15 protein-coding genes, 3 tRNA genes and 1 pseudogene are annotated in these 22,382 nt (G+C 50.4%); 16 read left to right on the plus strand and 3 right to left on the minus strand.

Annotated elements, in window-relative coordinates; genetic code table 11:
• Positions 1–39: 39 nt before the first annotated feature.
• From EGM51_16985 to EGM51_17040, 12 genes are all read left to right on the plus strand, one after another.
• Positions 40–3,558: a hypothetical protein gene (locus EGM51_16985; protein ID QBG49011.1), complete on the plus strand. Its 3,519-nt coding sequence runs from the start codon at positions 40–42 to the stop codon at positions 3,556–3,558.
• 1 nt (position 3,559) lies between these two features.
• Complete coding sequence (locus EGM51_16990) at positions 3,560–3,946, plus strand: hypothetical protein (GenBank protein QBG49012.1); 387 nt, start codon at positions 3,560–3,562, stop codon at positions 3,944–3,946.
• Positions 3,934–4,485 carry a hypothetical protein gene (locus tag EGM51_16995; GenBank protein QBG49013.1) on the plus strand — a complete coding sequence of 184 codons (552 nt, stop codon included), beginning with the start codon at positions 3,934–3,936 and terminating at the stop codon, positions 4,483–4,485. Before EGM51_16990 ends, EGM51_16995 begins: the two co-directional genes overlap by 13 nt.
• Positions 4,486–4,552: 67 nt before the next feature.
• Positions 4,553–5,965: a hypothetical protein gene (locus EGM51_17000; GenBank protein QBG49014.1), complete on the plus strand. Its 1,413-nt coding sequence runs from the start codon at positions 4,553–4,555 to the stop codon at positions 5,963–5,965.
• Complete coding sequence (locus EGM51_17005; GenBank protein QBG49015.1) at positions 5,937–6,893, plus strand: hypothetical protein; 957 nt, start codon at positions 5,937–5,939, stop codon at positions 6,891–6,893. The genes EGM51_17000 and EGM51_17005 overlap by 29 nt, the downstream gene beginning before the upstream one ends.
• A gap of 407 nt (positions 6,894–7,300) precedes the next feature.
• Positions 7,301–7,810: a hypothetical protein gene (locus EGM51_17010; protein ID QBG49016.1), complete on the plus strand. Its 510-nt coding sequence runs from the start codon at positions 7,301–7,303 to the stop codon at positions 7,808–7,810.
• 239 nt (positions 7,811–8,049) lie between these two features.
• Positions 8,050–8,238, plus strand: coding sequence for a hypothetical protein (locus EGM51_17015; protein QBG49017.1), 189 nt, complete (start codon positions 8,050–8,052; stop codon positions 8,236–8,238).
• 10 nt (positions 8,239–8,248) lie between these two features.
• On the plus strand, positions 8,249–9,619 hold the full coding sequence (locus EGM51_17020) for a hypothetical protein (GenBank protein QBG49018.1): 1,371 nt from the start codon (positions 8,249–8,251) through the stop codon (positions 9,617–9,619).
• Position 9,620: 1 nt separating this feature from the next.
• Complete coding sequence (locus tag EGM51_17025; protein QBG49019.1) at positions 9,621–10,550, plus strand: hypothetical protein; 930 nt, start codon at positions 9,621–9,623, stop codon at positions 10,548–10,550.
• Between the two features lie 831 nt (positions 10,551–11,381).
• The gene (locus EGM51_17030) at positions 11,382–11,906 is read left to right on the plus strand and encodes a hypothetical protein (protein ID QBG49020.1); all 525 of its coding nucleotides are present in this window, start codon (positions 11,382–11,384) and stop codon (positions 11,904–11,906) included.
• Between the two features lie 378 nt (positions 11,907–12,284).
• A complete protein-coding gene (locus tag EGM51_17035; protein ID QBG49021.1) occupies positions 12,285–13,484 on the plus strand; it encodes a cofactor-independent phosphoglycerate mutase in 1,200 nt (399 codons plus the stop codon).
• Positions 13,485–13,617: 133 nt separating this feature from the next.
• The gene (locus tag EGM51_17040) at positions 13,618–15,564 is read left to right on the plus strand and encodes a DEAD/DEAH box helicase (protein ID QBG49022.1); all 1,947 of its coding nucleotides are present in this window, start codon (positions 13,618–13,620) and stop codon (positions 15,562–15,564) included.
• 79 nt (positions 15,565–15,643) lie between these two features.
• Here EGM51_17040 and EGM51_17045 read toward each other — a convergent pair whose 3' ends face one another.
• Positions 15,644–18,412, minus strand: coding sequence for a hypothetical protein (locus tag EGM51_17045; GenBank protein ID QBG49023.1), 2,769 nt, complete (start codon positions 18,410–18,412; stop codon positions 15,644–15,646).
• Between the two features lie 201 nt (positions 18,413–18,613).
• Between EGM51_17045 and EGM51_17050 the strand changes: the two genes are divergently transcribed.
• The 4 genes from EGM51_17050 to rpe all read left to right on the plus strand — a co-directional run bounded on the left by EGM51_17050 (position 18,614) and on the right by rpe (position 19,713).
• Positions 18,614–18,702, plus strand: a tRNA-Leu gene (locus tag EGM51_17050).
• Positions 18,703–18,734: 32 nt separating this feature from the next.
• Positions 18,735–18,811 (plus strand) — tRNA-Met (locus EGM51_17055).
• Between the two features lie 18 nt (positions 18,812–18,829).
• Positions 18,830–18,906, plus strand: a tRNA-Met gene (locus tag EGM51_17060).
• 132 nt (positions 18,907–19,038) lie between these two features.
• Positions 19,039–19,713, plus strand: a complete 675-nt coding sequence (gene rpe / locus EGM51_17065) for a ribulose-phosphate 3-epimerase (GenBank protein ID QBG49024.1) — start codon at positions 19,039–19,041, stop codon at positions 19,711–19,713.
• On the opposite strand, the gene EGM51_17070 is transcribed toward rpe, so the two are convergent.
• Both EGM51_17070 and EGM51_17075 read right to left on the minus strand, forming a co-directional pair.
• A complete protein-coding gene (locus EGM51_17070) occupies positions 19,710–21,149 on the minus strand; it encodes a hypothetical protein (protein ID QBG49025.1) in 1,440 nt (479 codons plus the stop codon). The two genes, rpe and EGM51_17070, sit on opposite strands and share 4 nt — an antisense overlap.
• Positions 21,146–22,335 (minus strand): annotated as a pseudogene (locus EGM51_17075) (iron-containing alcohol dehydrogenase). Before EGM51_17075 ends, EGM51_17070 begins: the two are co-directional and overlap by 4 nt.
• Positions 22,336–22,382: the final 47 nt, after the last annotated feature.

Genomic DNA, 22,382 nt, shown 5'->3' on the forward strand with positions numbered 1-22,382 from the left:
TTCTTCTTATATTTTCTATATTTAAGCATGGGAAAGTTTATGAAGAAAAGGGAATGGGGCGTGCCGGCTTTTCTGGCGGCGGTTTTCTTTCTGAATATGGCGGAATCCATGTTTGCGCAGGAGTTCCGGATCAGCGAATACGATGGAGATTCGATTACGGTTGAATATCCTCCGTGTTTTGACGGGGCCTACCTTTTTGTCGAGCAGGGGACCAATCTTGTCGATCAGAACTGGGAAACCGTGGATTATACGCAGGTCAGCCTGGCGGAGGAGGATGCGGTATCCTTTGCCGTGTCTTCGACCGGCCGGACAGCAACTGCCACGGGAGCGATTTCAGCCGCCGAATTGCCGGAGACCGGCGGAGAGCATGAAAGCGGATTTGTCCGGATCAGTGCCGTCTCTTTCGTGGATTCCGACGGGGACGGTCTCGACAATGTCACGGAATATGCGCTGAACCTGAACCCGTATGAGCAGGATGCCCCGCAGGTTTCACTGCCCGAAGATGACGGCGATCCCCGGCCGGTGCCGGGATCTATCGACAGTGCTCCGGGCGACTGGAATACGCCGCCGTCTGCAGTGTACCGGAATGCAGGATCTGCCTATGAGCTGATCAATCATCTGATTCTGGCGCTGGAAGGAACCAACGGAACGTTCACGGCTCAGACATCTGCTGCAGCGCTGGGCGGCTGGATCGAACAGCAGTGCGGGAGCTGGTATCCGCCGCTGGAGAATGATCGGTTTCCGATTGTGTACGGCGGCCGTTTTTTCAGGATGGAGACCAATGGATTTGAATGGGTCGGAAAGGAGCATATTTATCCGTTGGCTTTTTATGATTATGCGGCATCCGGCTATGCGGATGCCGTGCCTCAGTTTATCAATCATCTGGTCCGTTCGTCCGAAACAGACCGGCCGGGACTGGCGGTACTGCCGGACGGTTCCTCCGTTCTGGTCAATGCGGAAAATCCGTGGACTCCGGAAAAGGTGAATGCCTGTCTGCAGCAGTTCAGAACGGTGGTCTGCCGGCTGCAGTCGGTAGATGAAAATGGCGGTTTTGCGGCATCAGACAGTAACGCCATGGCCAGAGCAACGTGGAATTACTGGGGCACCTATAATGCCGCAACGGAATATTATCATCAGCCGCAGCAGCTGATCCGCTCTGAGTGGAAATATAATGCTGAACAGGGGGAGTGGGAGCAGGTTCCGAATGAAGACGGCGCCATTGTCACCATTTTCGCTCAGAATCAGCAGTTTGAATTTACGGGAAATCTGCGCCGGTATGGCTTCGGCAGAACGGTCCACCGCGGTTATATGAAACTGATGGATGAGGTGGAATGGCAGATTGGATATCCCGATGAAACCAGTGCATATAAACGCAGGTATGACCATCTCCCGGAAGGATTCCGGACCAACGGGATTTTCCGGACATTCACCGCCTCGGATCATGAAACCGCCTGGCTGGCCGCCGCGGCAACGAATTACAGCGCCGAAGCGTTCTGGGACTGGACGGCGCCGGATCTGACGGGCGGTACAGCGTGGACCGACCGGACGCTGGTTTATGACCGGGGCGGTTATATTGCGGACGGCTATGTGTATTCCGGATACTATCCCTCCTATGTCTCTCCCGATGACTATACCGTTCTTTCAACCCTGTCGCCCCCGGTCTTTGCCGAACAGTCGCTCATTATGGATATGGACCGCGACGGCGCCATTGATGCCGACGACTTCTATCGTGCGGACGCATCCCATCCCTACCGCTTCTGGATGAATGAAGACGGTAACGATGCGGCCTATCCTGAAGCCGATATGGAGGATTTCTTTCCTGCCATGTTCAAAGGAACCGGTTCAGCCCAGACCTTTAAACTGTCAGCGAATATCGACATGGATTATATTCAAACCACCATGTTAACCAACAACACCCAGGCGTATTTACATGATATTGATCTGGCGCAGTCGCTGGCCGGTCAGATCCGGTCCCTGGATGCCGGCGATCAGAGCCCGGCTGTTTTTTCAGAAAACGAGATCGTTCTGCTGGCGGCATCTGAAGTAAACACCAATGCACAGATCTATGTCCACACGCTTGAAAACGGGGTGGAGATCTCAATTTCCACCAACTATTTCTCCTTCAGCTCCGTCACCAACATGTACCGCATCAAAAACCTGCGGGCCGGCGGTGTCAGCTCCACCAATAAGCCCCTCAACTGGCCGGATGAATTGACCAACGGCAAGGATTTCGTCTTTGTTCATGGGTATAACGTGACGGAATCAGCCGGACACGAATGGAACAAAACCATCTTTAAACGCCTCTGGCATTCCAGCTCCAACGCCAGATACCACGCCCTCCTCTGGGATGGATCGCCGCCTACAGCAGGATTGCCCAATGTTGGCTATCATTATCACAACGCAGTCATTAATGCCTTTGCTACCGCTTCGCAATTGGCTGTTTATCTTAATGGATTGAATGAACCGGTTGTAATGGCGCACAGTTTGGGCAATATCGTTACCAGCGAGGCCATTACCGGAGACCATGGACTGCCGGACTATCACGTTGAACAATACTACGCCATGGATGCGGCAGTTGCACTTGAAGCATACGGCGATTCAACCCCAACTAATAATCTAATTCCTCAAACCCGTCTTGCCCGAAATGCGGAAGGGTTACTTTCGTTCACCGGATATAAGTGGACGGATTATCCTTATCAGATGCATCCTTATTCATGGTACCGCCGGTTTGGAGAAAGTGATTCACGCTCTGAACTGACATGGCGGCATCGTTTTGCAGACGTTCAGGAGAAAACGGATGTGTTCAACTTCTATTCCAGCACAGAAGATGTGCTCCGTGTGGGTGATGGGTACACAATTTATTTGGATACCGTTGATATCGATACAGAAACCTTCCTTTTTATTCCGACGGGCTTTGATATGCAAAAAGGGCTGTATGCATGGCACATTCAGGAAATCTACAAAGGAAGAAGCGGTTTCTTTGAGGGCCTGGTTCCCGATATGCTCGGCGGTGGATCAAGTAAATATGGCGGATGGGAGTTTGTGAAGGAGGGTGGTCATTATATCTATTCATTCCTCGGCCTTGACCTGTGGCCTGTTCATCCCAATACATGGAAGGAACGCCTGTGCCCTGATAATCCCGACCAGGAGGATTGGCTCGAAGTGGTTCGCGACGATCCGTTCTTTCGGCACACGCCGGAAGAACTGTTCGAGGCAGGTGCAGAAGCTTTTGCTGGCGGCACGCTTGGAACCCATGGCGCAAACCTTGACTACAACGCCGCCAGCTCCACCGTGCCAGTCAGTGAGGTTGCTATCCGCGACTGGCTCTTAGCGAAAGCTTTCCCCGCCGTCACTAGACCGATGGGGTCGACGTTTAATAGTGCAGAAAAATGGGAAAATGTAAATTTCGACATGTATAGCGCTGATTATATGACTGACCAAGCCGCATGGCATCACAGAGAAAATAATGTGCCAAAGTGGTGGCACAGCGATATCAAGGACATGCCATATGTTCATATTTACAAATTATATAACAAAGTTACCGGGAAGGAGCAGTAGCATGAAATCAAGTGTCTTATTTGTAGTATTATTAATGCAGTCGGGTTGCACATTAGCTAATCCGGCTACAACAAAATTTACGGTTAAGGTAGAAGATGCAGAAACTGGTCTTCCTGTCACCAACGCTGTGGCCAAAGCCAACTTTATTCTGAAATATGATCCATGGGGGGCAAAAAAAAACGAATATAATCAGGCAAAAGTTCAGGTCAATGCAGATGGCATGGCAGTTATCAGCGGAAAAACTATTCGGCGCACGGGCGGGGGGCTTCTGTTTTTGCAGATGGATATTATCCCGCCGGAAATGGATTCTCGTTTTCTGGACAGAATGTTGTACTCAATCGCTGGGAGCCGTGGAACCCGACGATTGAGGTTAAGATGCGGAAAATAAAAAATCCGGTATCGATGGTGCATAAAGGAAAAAAGTGGGAAGCATTTCCCGAATATAATGTTGAAATAGGATATGATCTGGGTGTCGGAGATTGGGTGTCTCCAAACGGGCGAGGCAAGTCCGCCGATTTTGTCTTTAAGACAAGGAAAACAGAAAATCCATCAAGAGCGGAATATGTGCTTTCCTTTTCAAATCCCGGTGACGGTATACTTGAATATCAATTTCCGGAAAACCTGAAGTCCAGTTTTAAGTGGCCCTATGTTGCTCCTGAAGCTGGGTATGATAATAAACTTGAAAAATACAAAGTCTATAAGATCCCTTCCCGGCCTGAAACGAACCTAAAGCGAACCGTTAATTACATTTTCCGAGTCCGCACCCAAATGGATGAGGATGGAAACATAATCGCAGCTTGCTATGGGCGGATTTCGGGAGAGATTGAACTGACGACTGACGGGAAATATCAATTTGGATACTGGTTCAACCCAGATTCCTCCAGCCGTTCTTTGGAATACAACGGTGTTAACCTGCTGAAAAAATGATCTTTGACATTTGAATAAAATGAGGGTTTCCAAGGTTTGAAAAAGTTGCGTCTGGTTTTTCCAAGCCTTGGAAATATATACACCCAACTGGCCCGACGAACTCACCAACGACAAGGACTTCGTTTTTGTGCATGGGTATAACGTGAAAGATGATTTCTCGTTACTCAAGTTTGATGAATTGGATACGCCCGCTCGTTTATGGCATCGTGAGATTTTTAAACGCCTGTGGCATGCCGGATTAAATGCTCGGTACAACGGGGTCATTTGGGACGGAACTCCCAGTTCGTATGCCGGTAAAAAACACTATCATCACTCTGTTATCAATGCTTTTGCCACCGCTCCGTTGCTGGCAACTTATTTAAATACATTCGATGATCCTGTGGTGATGGCGCACAGCTTAGGCAATATGGTCGTGGGGTCGGCGATTGTGGACTATAATGCGGATGTTTATCAGTATTATGCCATGGATGCTGCGGTTGCGCTGGAAGCCTACGGCGATGTTGCTCCGACGAATCACATGATTCCTGACTCACTGTTTGCTGTTCAGAATGATGGGTGGCTTTGTTTTAAGGGATATAGCTGGACCAATTACCCTTCGGAAACCTACGCCTCTGAATACTATCGCCTGTTTAAGGATAGTGGCGATTCGCGCACCAACCTCACCTGGCGGCATCGCTTTGCCGATATCCAGACCAAAACCGACGTCTTCAATTTTTATTCCAGTACGGAAGATATTTTGCGAGTGGATGATAAAATTGACATGCTGGATATCATCGATATTGACGCGGATCTGAAGATGAGTTTTCCGCCGGTCGATTTTGATTTCTCTACTCCGTACGCGTGGCAGCTGCAGGAAATGTATAAAGGGCTGGATCAAATTCCGATTATCAATGCGCCCGGCGGCGGTATCAGCAAATATGGAGGCTGGGGATTCATTGAAGATGGCGACTCCTGGCATATTAAAGAGTGGTTTAAAATTTTTGATGTCGGTCCGCGCAAGCCCAGACTCTATTTTGAGAAATTGGAAGACACGGATGAGAACAGGGAAACGCGTGATGAATTCAGGGCTTTGCTACAGATCGACCCGCTCTTCCGGCACGAACCCGAAGAGCTGTTCAGCGAGAATGCCGCCGCTTTCGCCGCCGGAACCATCGGATCACACGGCGGAAATCTGGAGTATCACACCGGCGATAACGACCTCGATATCTCGCAGGTGAAAATCCGCGATTGGCTTCTCGCCAAGGCGTTTCCGTCCAGAACAAGGCCGATGGGGTCGACATTGAATGCGAAATGGCCAATCACTATGGCTAATTTCGACATGTCGGATCCGGATACTGCGAAAACACTAATGACCGATTCGGGGAAGTGGTGGCATAAGGACGATGATAATCAAATAGAATGGCGGCATAGCGACCTGAAAAATATGCCCTATGTCCATGTTTACAAGCTTTATGAAAAAATCACAGGAATGGAGAAGTGAAATGAGATGGTTAGGCTTATTTTTGATTTTACTGCTGAATTCGGGTTGTGTTTTGGCAAACCCGGCTAAAACGAAATTTACAGTCCGAGTCCTGAATGCTGAAACAGATGAAATAATTACGAATGCTGCCGTGTTGTGCCATTTCACACAAAAACGGGATCCCTGGGGGAATGGAACAGGCAAATCGACTCGTGTAAAGCAGGTAGTCGATGCAAATGGGGAAACTACCATTGAAAATAAAACCATTCAGAAAGGAACGGGAGCAACAGCGTTTGCGGATGGATTTTATACCGATTCGGCCGGACTTAAATTTACAGGGAAAAATACCGCCCTCAACCGCTGGGAGCCATGGAATCCGACGATTGAAGTGAAGATGCGCCCGAAAAAGAATCCGGTGCCTATGATCAATAAGCGGGTTGAGTCATCGAAAATTCCCGTTTGGGAAAAGGATCTCGGATTTGATCTGGAAAAAGGCGATTGGGTAGATCCGTATGGAATAGGCACACAATCCGATTTTTTTGTAAACATGGTTCGTCGATTTGAACATTCAGGTGATTACGATGCCGTGGCAACGATCCGTTTTCCGAATGAAGGTGATGGTATTCAACGTTACGAGGTTCCTGACGAGTTTCAATCGAGCAGTTTTAAATTTCCTTATAAGGCTCCACTGGATGGATATCAGGATAAGCTGATTCTGGAACGACATGCCACGCTTCGCAAAACAGAGTGCAATTTTAATCCAAAAACAGATCTTTACATCTTTCGGGTACGCACGGAATTAGATGCGGACGGAAATGTTGTTTCCGCCTGTTATGGTCGTACCACCGGCCGAATTGAAATCGGATGGGGCGAGGTATTTGATTTCAGCTACTTTTTTAATACGAACTCCCAAAGCCGCAGTCTGGAGTCTGATGAGAAACCGTATTGATCTTTGACATCTGAATACATTTCTTGCCGCCGGAACCATCGGCACACATGGCAGCGGTCTCGAATACCACACCGGCGACAACGGCCTCGATATTTCCAATGTGGAAATCTGCGATTGGCTCCTCGTCCCGAAGCGTAGCGCAGATAATTTTCCAACGGAAAATAGCGACAAGGGAGCGGTTCATGCCTTTCCGTCCAGAACGAGGCTGATGGGAAGTGCAGAGAATAAAGAGTGGGATACTCAGGGCGCGAACTTTAACATGTTTATTGAGTTTAGAACTGATTCTGATAAATGGCCAATCGAAGATACCAATGATAATAAAATCTGGCGGCACAGTGATTGGAAAAATGCACCATACATACACGTCTATAAACTGTTTGAAAAAATGACAGGAAAGAAAAACTAAAATGAAAACAGCTTTATTTTTACCACTTGTCACATTGGTTTCCGGGTGCGCTTTGGCTCAGCCAGCATCTTTGAAATTTACGGTTCGGGTCTTGGATGAGGAGACTGGTCGTCCTGTTACAAATGCGATTGTACAGAGCTTTTTTGAGCATCAGTATGATCCATGGGGCAACAAGGCGAATATTATAAAGAAGGCGAAAGTACCTGTTGATAGAAATGGCGAAGCTGTCATGCAGGGAAAAGATTTACAGGGAGGTGTTGGAGGCACCGCATTTGCCGAAGGGTATTATCCGGGACATTCTGGACAAGCATCCGAATGGAAAAACTTAGCATTGAATCGATGGGAACCATGGAATCCGATCATTGAGGTTAAACTACGTCCTAAGAATAATCCCGTGCCGATGTTTTACCGAAAGCGGAATTATAGTGCGTTTAAGGTTCCGGAATATAATCAACCCATCGGGTATGACCTTGAAAAGCAATCATTTGTTGCCCCCATGGAAAAGGGGTAAAATCAGATCTGTTTTTTGAATTTAAACGGGATTTTAAAAATTCTCAGAATTACGATGTTTCATGCAGGCTGACATTCCCGAATGAGCATGACGGCATTCAGGAATATTATTTTGATGAAGCGATACAAAGTAGCTTTAAATGGCCTTATCTTGCTCCGACCAATAATTATCAACCGACTGTAGAATGGCATTCAACTCGAAGTAATGCCGGGGCTATAAACAATAATTTCAAAGAAAACGTGAATTATATTTTTCGGGTTCGAACACAGGTTGATGATGAAGGGAATATTACATCCGCCTGCTATGGGAAAATATCCGGCCCCTTCGGACTCGGATGGGCCGATTGGGTAAACTGGGTGTATTGGTTTAATCCGGTTCCGAACGAGCGGTCGCTGGAATGGAACGGTGTGAATCTGCTGAAAAATTGATCTTTGACAATTGAAAACCGACCCGCGCTTCCGACATGACCCCGAAGAGCTGTTCAGCGGGAAGGCCGCCGCTTTTGCCGCCGGAACCATCGGTACGCACGGCGGAAATCTCGAATATCACGGCATAATCTGGGACGGTATTGGAGAAGGTTCCTTACGGACGCATTACCAGAATTCAGTGGTGAAAGCTTTCGCGACTGCTCCATGGGTTGCTGACTATATTCAATCCCTCTCATCCACGGAAACCATTGTATTGGCGCATAGCCTGGGCAATATGGTGGTCAGTTCTGCTATCTGCGAATACAATGCCCCGGTCCGGCAGTATTATGCCTTAAATGCCGCTGTGGCACTCGAAGCCTACGGAGATGTAACGAGCAATGAAGCCTTAATTCCGGATGTCTTTTTTTGCTGGGAACGGGAAGGGTTTCTGGATTATGAACGGCGGGGCTGGCGGGACTATCCGCATGAAACCTGGGCTTCGGAATGGTATCGTCTGTTTCCGGAAAACGATCCGCGGGCAGAGCTGACCTGGCGGCACAAGTTTGCGGATATTCAGAAAAAAACAGCTGTATTCAACTTTTATTCCAGCACCGAGGATGTGCTTCGTGTGCTCGACGATGTAAATTCCATTATCAAATTGATCGACTGGAGTTCCGTCCGTCCCGAATTACGGTTTCATGTTTTTCCCCTGACTTTTACCTCTGACAAAAAATGTGCATGGCAGTTACAGGAAATGTACAAAGGATTAAATGACTGGGTAGCAACGTATTTCGGAGGAGGATCAAGTAAGCAGGCGGGATGGGGATTTACGAAGGAGGATGGAATGCATGTAAAAACTGTACGGAAAAAAACACCGGGCAGCCATCCCCCAAGCTACAGCTACAGAAAGTATACGGAAACTCCTGCCGCAGCCACCAATGCACTGAATACTTTGCCGGGTAATGAAACCCGGCGGGCAGACTATCTTGAAAAACTGAAAACCGATCCGCTCTTCCGAAAAGAACCGGCGATCCTCTTCGATGAAAACCATGCGGCGGATTTTGTGTCCGGTACTGTCAGTGACTATGCCGGCCATCTTGATTATACCAACGATGACACCGAACTTGATATTTCTAATGTTATTGTCAGGGATTGGCTTCTCGCAAAAGCATTCCCATCAAGGACCGGCCCCATGGGGTCGACATTCAATGCGAAATGGCCAATCACTATGGCTAATTTCGACATGTCAAATCCTTCGGAAGGTTTTAAAACGAGCGAGCAGGACTGGTTTAGAAAAGATAAATATAATGAAGTGAAAGAATGGAGGCATAGCGACCTCAAAAACGCGCCCTATGTCCATGTATACCGATTGTTTGAAACAATTACAGGGAAGGTGAATTGATATGAAATGGATTTTTTTATTTTTAAGTTTGATAATTTCAGGGTGTGTTTCTGCGACTGTGCCTGCATCCAAGTTTACTGTTCATGTAACAGATGTTGAAACAGGGTTGCCCGTAACCAACGCAGTGGTGGAAACGGTTTTCGAACATTTTTATGATCCATGGGGCAATAAAGCATCCAAAATAGACCGCAGAAAAAAGCAAGTAAACCGAGAAGGGATCATCTGCTTCTCAGGAAAAGAACAGGAACCGGGAATAGGCTGTTCAGTGGATGCGGATGGTTATTATGGAGACTGGGGAGGGATTGAAGGTCAATATATGAAAAAGAATCTCGTCCTCAACCGCTGGGAACCATGGAACCCGACGATCGAAGTAAAGATGCGCCCGAAAAAGAATCCGGTGCCTATGATCAATAAGCGGGTTGAGTCATCGAAAATTCCCGTTTGGGAAAAGGATCTCGGATTTGATCTGGAAAAAGGCGATTGGGTAGATCCGTATGGAATAGGCACACAATCCGATTTTTTTGTAAACATGGTTCGTCGATTTGAACATTCAGGTGATTACGATGCCGTGGCAACGATCCGTTTTCCGAATGAAGGTGATGGTATTCAACGTTACGAGGTTCCTGACGAGTTTCAATCGAGCAGTTTTAAATTTCCTTATAAGGCTCCACTGGATGGATATCAGGATAAGCTGATTCTGGAACGACATGCCACGCTTCGCAAAACAGAGTGCAATTTTAATCCAAAAACAGATCTTTACATCTTTCGGGTACGCACGGAATTAGATGCGGACGGAAATGTTGTTTCCGCCTGTTATGGTCGTACCACCGGCCGAATTGAAATCGGATGGGGCGAGGTATTTGATTTCAGCTACTTTTTTAATACGAACTCCCAAAGCCGCAGTCTGGAGTCTGATGAGAAACCGTATTGATCTTTGACATCTGAATACATTTCTTGCCGCCGGAACCATCGGCACACACGGCAGCGGTCTCGAATACCACACCGGCGACAACGGCCTCGATATTTCCAATGTGGAAATCTGCGATTGGCTCCTCGTCCCGAAGCGTAGCGCAGATAATTTCCCAACGGAAAATAGCGACAAGGGAGCGGTTCACGCCTTTCCGTCCAGGACCGGGCCGATGGGGTCAGCGCCAAACAATAAGTGGCCAATTACATCGGCTAATTTTGACATGTCGGATCTCCTTCGGAAGGTTTTAAAACGAGCGAGCAGGACTGGTTTAGAAAAGATAAATATAATGAAGTGAAAGAATGGAGGCATAGCGACCTCAAAAACGCGCCCTATGTCCATGTATACCGATTGTTTGAAGCAATTACAGGGAAGGTGAATTGATATGAAATGGATTTTTTATTTTTAAGTTTGATAACTTCAGGGTGTGTTTCTGCGACTGTGCCTGCATCCAAGTTTACTGTTCATGTAACAGATGTTGAAACAGGGTTGCCAATTACCAGCGCTGTGGTTCGAACAACTTTTGAACATGTTTATGATCCATGGGGAAATAAAAAGCCAAAGGTTGATCGACGAAAGGAAGTGGTGGAACCGGAAGGACGCATAATCTTTTCTGGTAAATCGGTTCGACCGGGGATTGGGTGTTCAGTTTCTGCGGATGGATATTACGCGGACTGGGGTGGTTTGGAGAAGACCAAGAAAAATCTAATTCTTAACCGCTGGGATCCGTGGAATCCGACGATCGAGGTGAAAATGCGAAGAACGAAGAATCCGGTTCCAATGGTAAACAAGAGAGTGGAATGGAAATTTAAAATTCCTGAATATAACACGCCGATTGGACTGGATCTGGAGCGAGGGGATTGGGTTCAGCCGTATGGGAACGGTGTTGTCAGCGATATGCTGATTGAAATCATTCCCCTGAATCCGCCGGAAAAAGGGTCGCAATGCCGTATCACCTTTCCGAATGAACGGGACGGAATTCAGGAACATAAATTCCAATGGCCGTCATCAGAATTCAAGTGGCCGTATCTTGCCCCGACAAACGGATACAGCAATGTGCTGGAAAAATTCTATGTGCTGAATTTACCGAAAATTGCAAGCGCGCCGAAACATACGCTTAAAAAAGAGAGGAACTGTATTATTCGAACGCGAACGAAGGATGATGAGGGCCAAATTATTTCAGCCTGTTACGGATATTTTGAGGGTGAAATCATGTTTCTACCCAAAGGAGAATTCAGCTTTTCCTATCATTTTAATCCGGTTCCGAACGAGCGGTCGCTGGAATACAACGGTGAAAATATTTTAACGGAGGAAAAATAATGTCGATTATAAAGCACATATTCTTGGTTATTTCTTTAATGCTTATAGGGTATGCTCCAATTACATCTCTGTCTGCGGAGAACATTGGCGGTGTGGATTGTGCATCTATACAGGATGAGTATAGAAGACTTGTTGAAATTGCCCAGAATGAGGATGCTTTCGCATTAGCCTGAATAATTCAGGCTAGAGAGGTTTGATCTGATCGCTTTGGATAGTACGCGCTGTGTCCGGGCCGGCATAACCCCATGGTTTTCTTCGGAGACGGAGGTTCCGAGGATTGAAAAGCGGTTTATGCTGTTATAATTTGGGTGTTCTTATGAATTGCCTTTTATGGACAATTCATAGAGATTCTCGCCCAATTATTCGGAGATTTTCCTGATGAAATATGTGTTTTTATGTGGCGACGGGATGGGTGACTATCCGGTTGAAGCGCTGGGAGATAAAACCCCGCTGCAGGCGGCGGACTGTCCGATGATGCGGACGTTTGCGGCTTTGGGCGAGACGCGCATGGTACAGACGGTTCCGGACGGTTTGCCGCCCGGAAGCGACGTCGCCAACATGGCCCTGCTTGGATACGATGCGTCTCTGAACTATACGGGACGCGCGCCGATCGAGGCCGCCGGTGCGGATATTTCCATGAAATCGTCGGATGTGGCATTTCGCTGCAATCTGGTCACGGTGACCGAAGACGGAATTATGGATGATTATTCGGCCGGACACATTACGACAGAAGAAGCGCATGCGCTGGTGCATTCGCTTCAGGAAGCACTTGGGACGGAAGGACTGACTTTCCATCCGGGTGTACAGTACCGCCATATTCTCGTCTGGAATAATGGCCCTGCGGAATGCCATTGTGAGCCTCCGCATGAATTCACCGATAAGCCGGTGGCAGACAATCTGCCGGCGGGAAAGCGGGAGGATGAAATCCGCGATTTAATGGAAAAATCGAAAGCTGTGTTTGCGGATCATCCGGTAAATCAGAAGCGTATTGCGGAAGGCAAAAAGCCCGCAACGCAGATCTGGCTGTGGGGGCAGGGAAAGGCTATGCAGCTGGATTCATACAAGTCCCTTTACGGTCTTGGCGGCGGGGTAATCTCCGCTGTTGACCTGCTGAAGGGAATCGCAAAACTGGCCGGTTTGGAAGCACCCGATGTTGAAGGTGCGACCGGCTTCCTGGATACCAATTACCAGGGCAAAATTGACGCGGCGTTTGAAATTCTTGAACGTGAGGACTTTGTTTACGTTCATATTGAAGCGCCGGACGAATGCGGTCATATGGGTGATGCACAGAAGAAAACCTTTGCCATCGAAGAGTTCGACGCAAAGGTGTGTTCCCCGGTTTTTCAATGGTTGGAAAACCGCGGCGAAGCGTACACCCTGGTGCTGTGCACCGACCACCGCACACCGGTTGCCCTCAAAGGGCATACCTCTGAGCCCGTTCCCATGACGGTCATGAAAGGACCCGTGGGGCATACGGATGCGCAGGCTCCGTTCGACGAAGATGTGAACGGAGGCCATGCCCAGGGCATGGCCTGCCATTGGTTACAGGATATATTGAAAAACGCATCATCCGACTGATGATGGAAGAATGGATTTTGGACTACAGGATTTGAGCCTACACAGGAGAGATTCAGGCAACCCATTTCAAAGCAGGATATTACGGATCCAGTAATCCATTCTTCCAGCCCTTCGGATGTGAAAGGACTGGAAATTGAGCTTACTCAAAAAAATCGCTTCCGTGTTCGGTAAGAAGGACGAACCGACCGGGAACAAAGCAAAGAAACAACAGGAAACATCGTCCAGCACGACTGATAAAAAGAATAAAAAGCAGCCCGAGCCCGGTACCGTCGAATGGCGTCCCGGCCAGAAACCCGTAAAAGGAAAGGGTGAGGGCGGTCAGCGTAAAAAAACGCAGCGCAAACGTAAAGAGCAGGGGCCTAAAGGCGAACAGCCGCAGGGGGAGAAAAAACCGCGCCCGCCGCGTACTCCGAAAAAGGAAATACCTCCGTTTGAGCTGTCTGCCGAAGAGCAGGAACGCATGAAGGATTTCCGTCCGGAGGAGGAAGACCGCCGGATTGCGTATGAAAAACGGCTGAGACAGCGTTGGAACGAAAAACACGGCATTAAGCCGGAGCGCCCGCCGCGTAAAAAACGTGAATCGCGGGGGGATGGCGACAGAAAGCCGGGACGTAATGAGGGTGAGCGTAAACCGCGTGATCGTAAGCCGAAGCGAGAGCGACCGGCGGATGCTCCTTATGCCGTAACTGCGGGAGCCACAGAACGTCGTAAAGTTGAAGATGTTCCGTGGGATCCGGAAACTTTTAAAGTGGAGCCGGCAGAAGGAAAGATCCGTTTTCATGATCTGGATCTGCATCCGAAGCTGATGCAGAGCATTCATGCGTTGGGCTGGAAATATGCGACGCCGATTCAGGGCGAAATTCTTCCGGGCACGTTGAAGGGCAGGGATATGGCCGGCCGGGCCCAGACCGGTACCGGTAAAACGGCTGCGTTTCTGATTTCGATCATCAATCACTGTCTGAACAATCCGTTGGAGAAACACAGTCCGGCAAGTCCGCGGGCTCTGATCATTGCGCCGACCCGCGAACTGGCCATGCAGATCGGCGAAGATTCTGTAGGTTTGAATAAATTCACCGGTCTGCGCACCGTCGTACTTTACGGCGGCATGGATTACAACAAGCAGCAGCGCGAACTGGAAGACGGACTGGTCGATATTGTGGTGGCTACGCCGGGTCGTCTGCTGGATTTTGAAAACAAGAAGGTTGTCAATATCCGCCACACGGAGATCATGGTGATTGATGAAGCTGACCGTATGCTCGATATGGGCTTTATTCCGGACGTACGCCGTATCATCTACAAGACTCCGCCGAAAGAAAAGCGCCAGACGGTGTTGTTCAGTGCAACGCTTTCGGACGATGTCATGAAGCTGGCGGCGGCCTGGATGGTTGATCCGGAGCGGATTGATATTGAGCCGGAGCAGGTAGCTGTTGATAGTGTGGAACAGAAGGTCTATATCGTGACTGATGATCAGAAATTCACACTGCTCTACAACATTATCAAAAATGATGATCCCGACCGGATCATTATCTTCACGAACCGCCGCGATCAGGCTGAGCGTCTATCCGAGGATCTTGATCGCTACAGCATCAAGTGCGAAATGCTGTCGGGTGCGGTGACGCAGAAAAAGCGGATGCGCATTCTGGAAGACTTCAAAGCCGGAAAAGTCAAAGTGCTGGTGGCTACCGATGTCGCCGGCCGCGGGATTCATGTGGACGGCCTGAGCCACGTGGTGAACTTCAACATTCCGGAAAATCCGGATGATTATGTGCACCGTATCGGGCGTACCGGCCGCGCAGGATCCACCGGTCAGTCAATTACGTTTGCCTGTGAGATGGAATCGTTCGAACTGCCGAAGATTGAAGAGCTGCTGGGGATGGAGCTGAAATGCCGTATGCCGACCGACGAGCTGCTGGCGGAGCTTCCGCCGGCTCCGCCGCGTAAGCCGCGGGCCCGTCGACCGCAGCAGGGCGGACAGCGTGGAGGTCGCCGACCGCAGGGCGGACATCACAAACCCGGTCAGAAGCGTTCGGGTAGTGGAACCGGGCACCGTGTTCCGCGTGATAAGCCGGAATCCAGATAATTCCTTTTTCAGGGACAAAAAAACCTTCGCCCTTGCGAAGGTTTTTTTTTGTTTCTGAGGTAGGGAATCCCGGTGAAGATCAGGGAAATACGCTGCGCCGACCGCCGGCGCGGCGGGTCTTTCGTCGCTTTTCCACTTTTTCCACGGTTTCTTCGACAACCTCTTCGACGGTTTCGGTGGTGCCTTTTGTAATCTTTCCAACGCTGTCTTTTGCGCCGCTTACCATGTCTGAAGTCAGGCTTCCAAGGCCTTTGAGGGTATCACCGGCAAAGCCGGTTGCTCCACTGACGGCATTGAGCATCTCTTCGTAGAAGGTGTCGTAGACCTGCGTCGCGGCTTCGGCCGGGGTGGCACCGCCTTTTTCTTTACCGATATCCTTCAGTTCCGGAAGAGGCAGGGGAATGGGCAGCGTCGGAAGAGCCGAAAGTTTGGCGTATACAATGCAACCGTCGATGGCAATGCGCTCAATAATAACCTTCTGGCCCTCCTCCTCTTCGGTTTCGGTTGTCGGGGTGGCTTCTGCGATTTTCGGTCCGGGTTCTGTATCGTCGGTGTATTCTTCCCGATGGAGCACGGCCTGTTCAATATTCTCCTGAAAGGCTTTGATGTTATCTTTGAGGATATGGCGTTCGTAGCGGACGCGCGGGTTGGTCAGCTGAATATCCCGAATCAGGAGAATGTCGCTTTGGAGACTGTCCGGATCAAGGTCGAGGCTGAAGTGCTCGATTTTAACCATATCCCGCCGCGAAAATTTCGGCGGGTTGGCGATACGCAGTCCGTTGATGTGCAGCAGGCCTTTGAGCGGTTGAAGAACGAGGTCGCTGAACGCTACAAGGGTGATAGGCGCATCGGGGTCGATTTCGGCCTCTTCGTCTTCTGATGAAAGCGGGTTGAGTTTCCCGATTTGTCCCATGGGGTTGAGCTTTCCAACCTGTTCCATGGGGTTAAGGCTTTTGAGGCTCATACCGGCGGTTTCTGTGTTGTTGGTGGTTACCGGAAGCTTAAGGTTTACACTCAGGTTGGTGATCGCGAGGCGATGCAGGACCACAGGCTGTTCCGCAATCGGGAGCGACGGTTTTTTTTCCTCGGCCGGTTCGGGCTGTTCCGGTTCGGGTATTTTGTCTGCAATTTCGGGCGGGATGAAGTGTTTGAAGGTGCCCTGGAGGCTGGCGACATTACCACTGTTTTCGGTCTGTTCCAGATCGACCTGTGGAGAATCAATCATAACGTCGTTAATGACGATCTGGTCGGAATAAAGGGAATCCGGATCAAGACTGACGGCGATCTGTGCCAGGTGAAAAAGGTTGCTTGCGGCAAAATCCGGGTGGTTGGGTACGGTGATATGGTTGATTTCGATCCGGCCATCGGTGAGCCGGGCTGAAATTTCATCAATTCCGGCGATTATTCTCGGGGTGTGGGTGGTGAGATTGGTGTCGGTGGTATCCAGTAGATGAGCTGCAATATTTTCAATGGCAATGTGTTGCAGTTCGAGTGGCGGAGCGGTCGGTTGATTGGTCGCCACGGCTGTGAATGTGTCATTTTTCGGTTTTTCCGGTGTGGGCGGGAGGCTGGGAATGGGATACGTCGGAATGCGTTCGATGTAGCTGTTGACTACACGAAGCCATTCGCTGACGGTATTGTTTTCTTTGTTCAGTTCAAGGAAGGCCAGCGGGCTGGTAACCCGTATATCTTCGATTACAGGGGAGGCTGTTTTGTGAGAACCGGGTTTGAGCTGAACGGCAACGTTTTCCAGTGAAAACAGGTTGGGGGTTTCCAGTGTTTCCGGATTGGATAGCCGGAGATTTTTCATTTCGACTTTGCCGTCTTCCAGGGCCACGGAAAGCCGATCAACGGATAACTGCACATTAAGATCCGGTTCGCCGATATTTATTGCGTGGAGCTGTATGTTGTCCACAGCCAGCAGGTCCAACGTAACATCCGGGGGCGGCGGGGCATCCCCGCCGGCGGTATTGGTTGTGGCAACGGTGTTGGTCATTTCTGCTTCCGGAGCATTGGTGGGGATTTTTGCGATAAGGGATTGGGCAAGCTTCAGAAATTCACCGGCAGTATCCGTATCGGAATTATATTCCACGTATGCATGCGGATTGATGACTTCGACGGCTTTAATATGAATGTTTGTGGAATAAATGGAGTCGGGCTCCATTTCAACGTTAATGCGGTCGAGCGTAAACAGGTTCGGTGTTTCCAGTCGCCCCGGATTTTTTACATATGCCTGATCCAGCACAAAGGTGCCGTTAGTCATGCTGACAGCCAGTGATTTGATGCCGAATCCGATATCGAGCTCGTGATCATGCGTGTTGGCCAGTTGCACCTGAACATCGTTGATGATCAGAGATTCGACGATGATCACCGGTGCCGTTTTCCGGTTTTTCTTTTTTTCTTTTTCCGGTTTCGGAGCCGAGGGATCCATTTTGGCAAATGCCTGCACATTGTGGATAAATTCAGTGATATTATCGCTTTTGAGATTCTGTTCATATACGAAATGCGGGCTGTTGATCTCCACCTGATGTACAGTAACGGTACTGGAGAAGAGCGAGGCCATATCGACTGAAATGTCCAGGCTGGCCAATGAGACGGCGTTGGATTGCCCGAAAATTTCGGGATTGCGGATGCTGAAATCCGACAGGGAAATAATGCCCTTCATCGGGTTCACTTTCAATCTGTCGATACTCACTTCTGTCCCGAGCGCTTTCGATCCGATGGTCCCGGCCACGAATTTAACGGTGGGGCCCAGCCAGAAGAGGAAGGTCAGGACAATCAGAATGATCAATGCCGCGATCCCGCCGATTACAATTTTAAGTGTTTTTTTTAATTTCTGTTTCGTCATGATCCCGCGCCTTAGTAGATGCTCAGAACACTACACGTATTTCAAAATCCTGGAAAGTTGTTTCCCGGGACGAATGCCCTGAGCGCACTTCAGAAATGGCTGAAAAATATTCTGGTTTCAAGTATCGGAATTTTTTCTGTTTTACCGCTTGCACCATATGGAGTGCCTCTGTATCTTGCTCCACCTCTTTTCGACCAAACCGCTCGGGTGGTGAAATTGGTAGACACGCAAGGTTGAGGGCCTTGTGGGAGTTAAATCCCGTGTGGGTTCGAATCCCACCCCGAGCACCATGTGCAGGTCGGTGGGAAAGAAGATAAAAGATTGCGGGGTAGAGCAGCCCGGTAGCTCGTCAGGCTCATAACCTGAAGGTCATTGGTTCAAATCCAATCCCCGCTACCAATTTGAAAAACTTAAGATTGCGGGGTAGAGCAGCCCGGTAGCTCGTCAGGCTCATAACCTGAAGGTCATTGGTTCAAATCCAATCCCCGCTACCAACTTATGTGAAGCAGGCCGGTCGGAAACGACCGGCCTGTTTTTTTGTCCTTGTTTCGGCGGGAACGGGGCGGCGGTCTTGACTCGATTTCCGCAGTTGGTTACCGTCCGCGCGTTTTCAGGAGATTTTAGATATGCCCGAAATTCAGATTATGCCATCCATTTTAGCGGCCGATTTCGGCCATCTGGCTGCCGGCTGCCGGCGTGCCGAGGAGGCGGGAGCCGATCAGCTTCATGTTGATGTGATGGACGGTGCGTTTGTGCCGAATATCAGCTTCGGCCCTGATGTGGTGAAAATGGCGGCGGCCAACGTTTCCATTCCCCGGAATGTTCATCTGATGGTGAAACGGCCGCAGGATCATATCAAAGCGTTTGCCGCAGCCGGGTCGGATACGATTCAGATTCACATCGAGTCGGTCTGTAATATTGAAAAAACGTTGACGGCCATCCGTGAAATGGGAAAACGTCCGGCCATTACCCTGAATCCCGAAACGCCGGCTGAAGCGATTTTTTCGTGTCTGGATAACCGCTGGGTGGATGAAGTGCTGGTGATGTCGGTGCATCCGGGATTCGGTGGTCAGAAGTATCTTGACTATGTGGAAGAGAAGGTGGTTGAAATCCGGCGCCGTGCGGACTGGGTGGATATTGCGATCGACGGGGGAATTGACGGCGAAACTGTTATTTCTGCGGCGGCGGCCGGCTGCAATCTGTTTGTGGCGGGGTCTTATCTCTATAAGCAGGATGATATGGCGGCGGCCATTGCGGATATGCGCGAAAAAGCCGCCGCAAATTTCTGCAAAGCGGTTTAGCGATTCCAGACCGTCAGGCCGGCGGGAACTTTCGGCGATTGGAAAAAGCGACTGGCGATGAGGGCTGCGCTGAAGCTGACAAGAAACGATATGGGGAAATAGTAGAGCTCGTGGACGGGCGTGAATTTCTGGATCCAGATGCTGGAGCCGATGGATACGCCGAGGCCGACGAGCCACCCTTTAAAGTTTCCTTTTTGCGTGAGAGCGCCGAGAAGAAAGAGAGCCAGTACGGGGGCGCTGAACATCCCCATGAAACTGAAGAAGGCTTTCAGAATGCCGTCGATAGTGGAGACGTAGAACGCCAGTGCTGTTGCAAGAAGGCCCAGGATCAGAGTAATGATGCGGGCCAGACGCACTTCATGTTCCACGCCTTTGGTAAAATCGCTGATGATGACAGTGGCAATCGAGTTGATACCGGAATCCATGGACGACATGGCCGCTGCAAAAACGGCGGTGATCAGCAGGCCGGAGATGCCCTGTGGAAGATGGTGGATAATGTAGTATGGCATTACTTTGTCCGGCGTGATGTCGGCAGGGAGTTCCGTTTCCTGAAAAAAAGCGAAAAGTCCAAGGCCGATAAACATCAGCAGGCCGATAATGAAGAAATCGGTACCGGCGTTGAACATGACGGATTTTACGGTTTTTCTGAGCGATCCGGTCGCCATAAGGCGCTGGACGGTGACCTGGTCGGTGCCGTAATCCTGCATGAGCTGGAAAAAGAACGAGATGGCAACGGCGGGGCCGGTCATGGCGAACAGGTTGAGTTTCCAGTCGCCGATGTCGAGCCGGCCGGTTTTCCCGGCGAGGGCCAGGATTTCCCCCGCGCCCCCTTCAACCCCGTTGATCAGTGAAACCGCCATCCAGATGGCTCCGCCGATGAGAATGATAAACTGGACGGCATCGGTCCAGACGACGGCCGAGAGGCCCCCGAGCGCGGTGTAGGCGGTGGCCAGCAGGCCCATTATACAGATACAGGTCCATGGCGGAATACCGGTGACGATGGACATTGCCATGGCCGGGGCGTAAACCACGGTGCCGAGCCAGCCGAGGCGGGCGAGGATAAAGAGGCCGGCTACGGCATATTTTGCCGGTGCACCGAAGCGTTTGAGAATGTATTCGTAGGAGGTAGTGACGCGCAGGCGGTGGTAAAGCGGGTAGAACAGAAACAGAATAAACGGAGCGACGATCGGGCTCATGATGCTGACGATGATGAGCGATATGTTTTCCGCATAGGCGGTGCCTGGAAGGCCGATATAAGTGACCGCGCTGGTGAGCGAAGCATACATGCTCATGGCCACGACGAGCCACGGCAGTTTGCGTCCGCCGAGAAAAAACATTTCGCTGTTTTCCTGCCGTCGGGAAAAATAAATGCCGATGCCGATCATGCCGGTGAGATAGATCGCCAGGACGGAATAATTGGTCAGGCCGAATGTCATAGATAAAGTGTGGCATCGCCGTCGGTGGGGGCGTCCATGGATTCCTGAAGGATGGTGATCAGTTCTTCATCGGTAAGTTCGATCGGATTGCCTTTCATGCTGCTTGATTTCCGAGCCTTTTCAACGATGACGGGGATGTCGGCGTGTGTGACGCCGAATTCTTCGAGTCCGGGAATGAACATCTGTGCGCAAATGTTTTTGAGGCTGTCGAGTGCATCGTCGATGGTGGCATCAGGATTGTGCAGAATCAGCTGTGCGGCCTCCCGGTATTTTTCAAGTGCTCCGGTTTCGGGGGTGCGGGACTGAAGAGCTCCGTGGTTGGTGTGTACAGCGGCATGCAGGAGGCTGGCACAGATCATTCCGTGGGGGGCTTTGAACATGCCTCCGATGGGGCCGGCGAAGCCGTGAATAACGCCGAGTCCGGCGTTGGCGAGGGCCAGTCCACCGCAGAGACTGGCAAAAGCCATGTTGGTGCGGGCTTCAAGGTCGGTGCCTTTGGTGTAGGCGCGGTAGAGGGAGTCGCCCATGTGCCGCAGTCCTTCTCGGCAGATGGCATCGGTTATGGGGGTGGCTTTTCGGGAAACAAAGGCTTCGAGCAGTTGAACAAGGGCGTCTAGCCCGGAGCCGGCTGTGACTTCGGGGGCATGGAGAGGGTCAGTTCAGGGTCGATAAGTGCGATGGTGGGCAGCATTCCAGGATGGCGCATGCTGACTTTGACCTGGTGCTCCTCCGATTGCAGGACAGCGTTGCGTGTGACTTCGGAGCCGGTTCCGGCGGTGGTCGGGATGGCGATGTACGGCGTGGGAACTTCGGTAAGGGGAAGGCCTTTTCCGATGACTTCGAGGTAGTCCGTGATATCGCGGGTATTGGTAAGCAGGGCTGCTATGGCTTTGCCGGCATCGATTACACTGCCGCCGCCGAAGGCCACCACGAAATCGCAACCGAGTTCGCGTGCGCCGGCGGCGAGTCGGGCAATGCGGTCGATGGTGGGTTCTCCGCTGATGCTGAAGGCGGCGGGAGCTGCACCTGCATTTTTCAGGGCGGTGAAAACCGGGGCGATCCGCTGGGCATTGCCACCTGTGACCAGGGCGGCTTTTCTGCCGAGGTCCTGAACGAGCTCCGGGAGAAGGCCGATTTTTCCACACCCGAAAATGATGCGTTGAGCGGTGGCGAATTCAAAGTTCATGCAGATCTCCAATGTTTGGGGAGGCAGTTTAGTTCGGGAGGCAGGCG

Source organism: Verrucomicrobia bacterium S94 (assembly GCA_004299845.1).
Taxonomy (GTDB): domain Bacteria; phylum Verrucomicrobiota; class Kiritimatiellia; order Kiritimatiellales; family Pontiellaceae; genus Pontiella.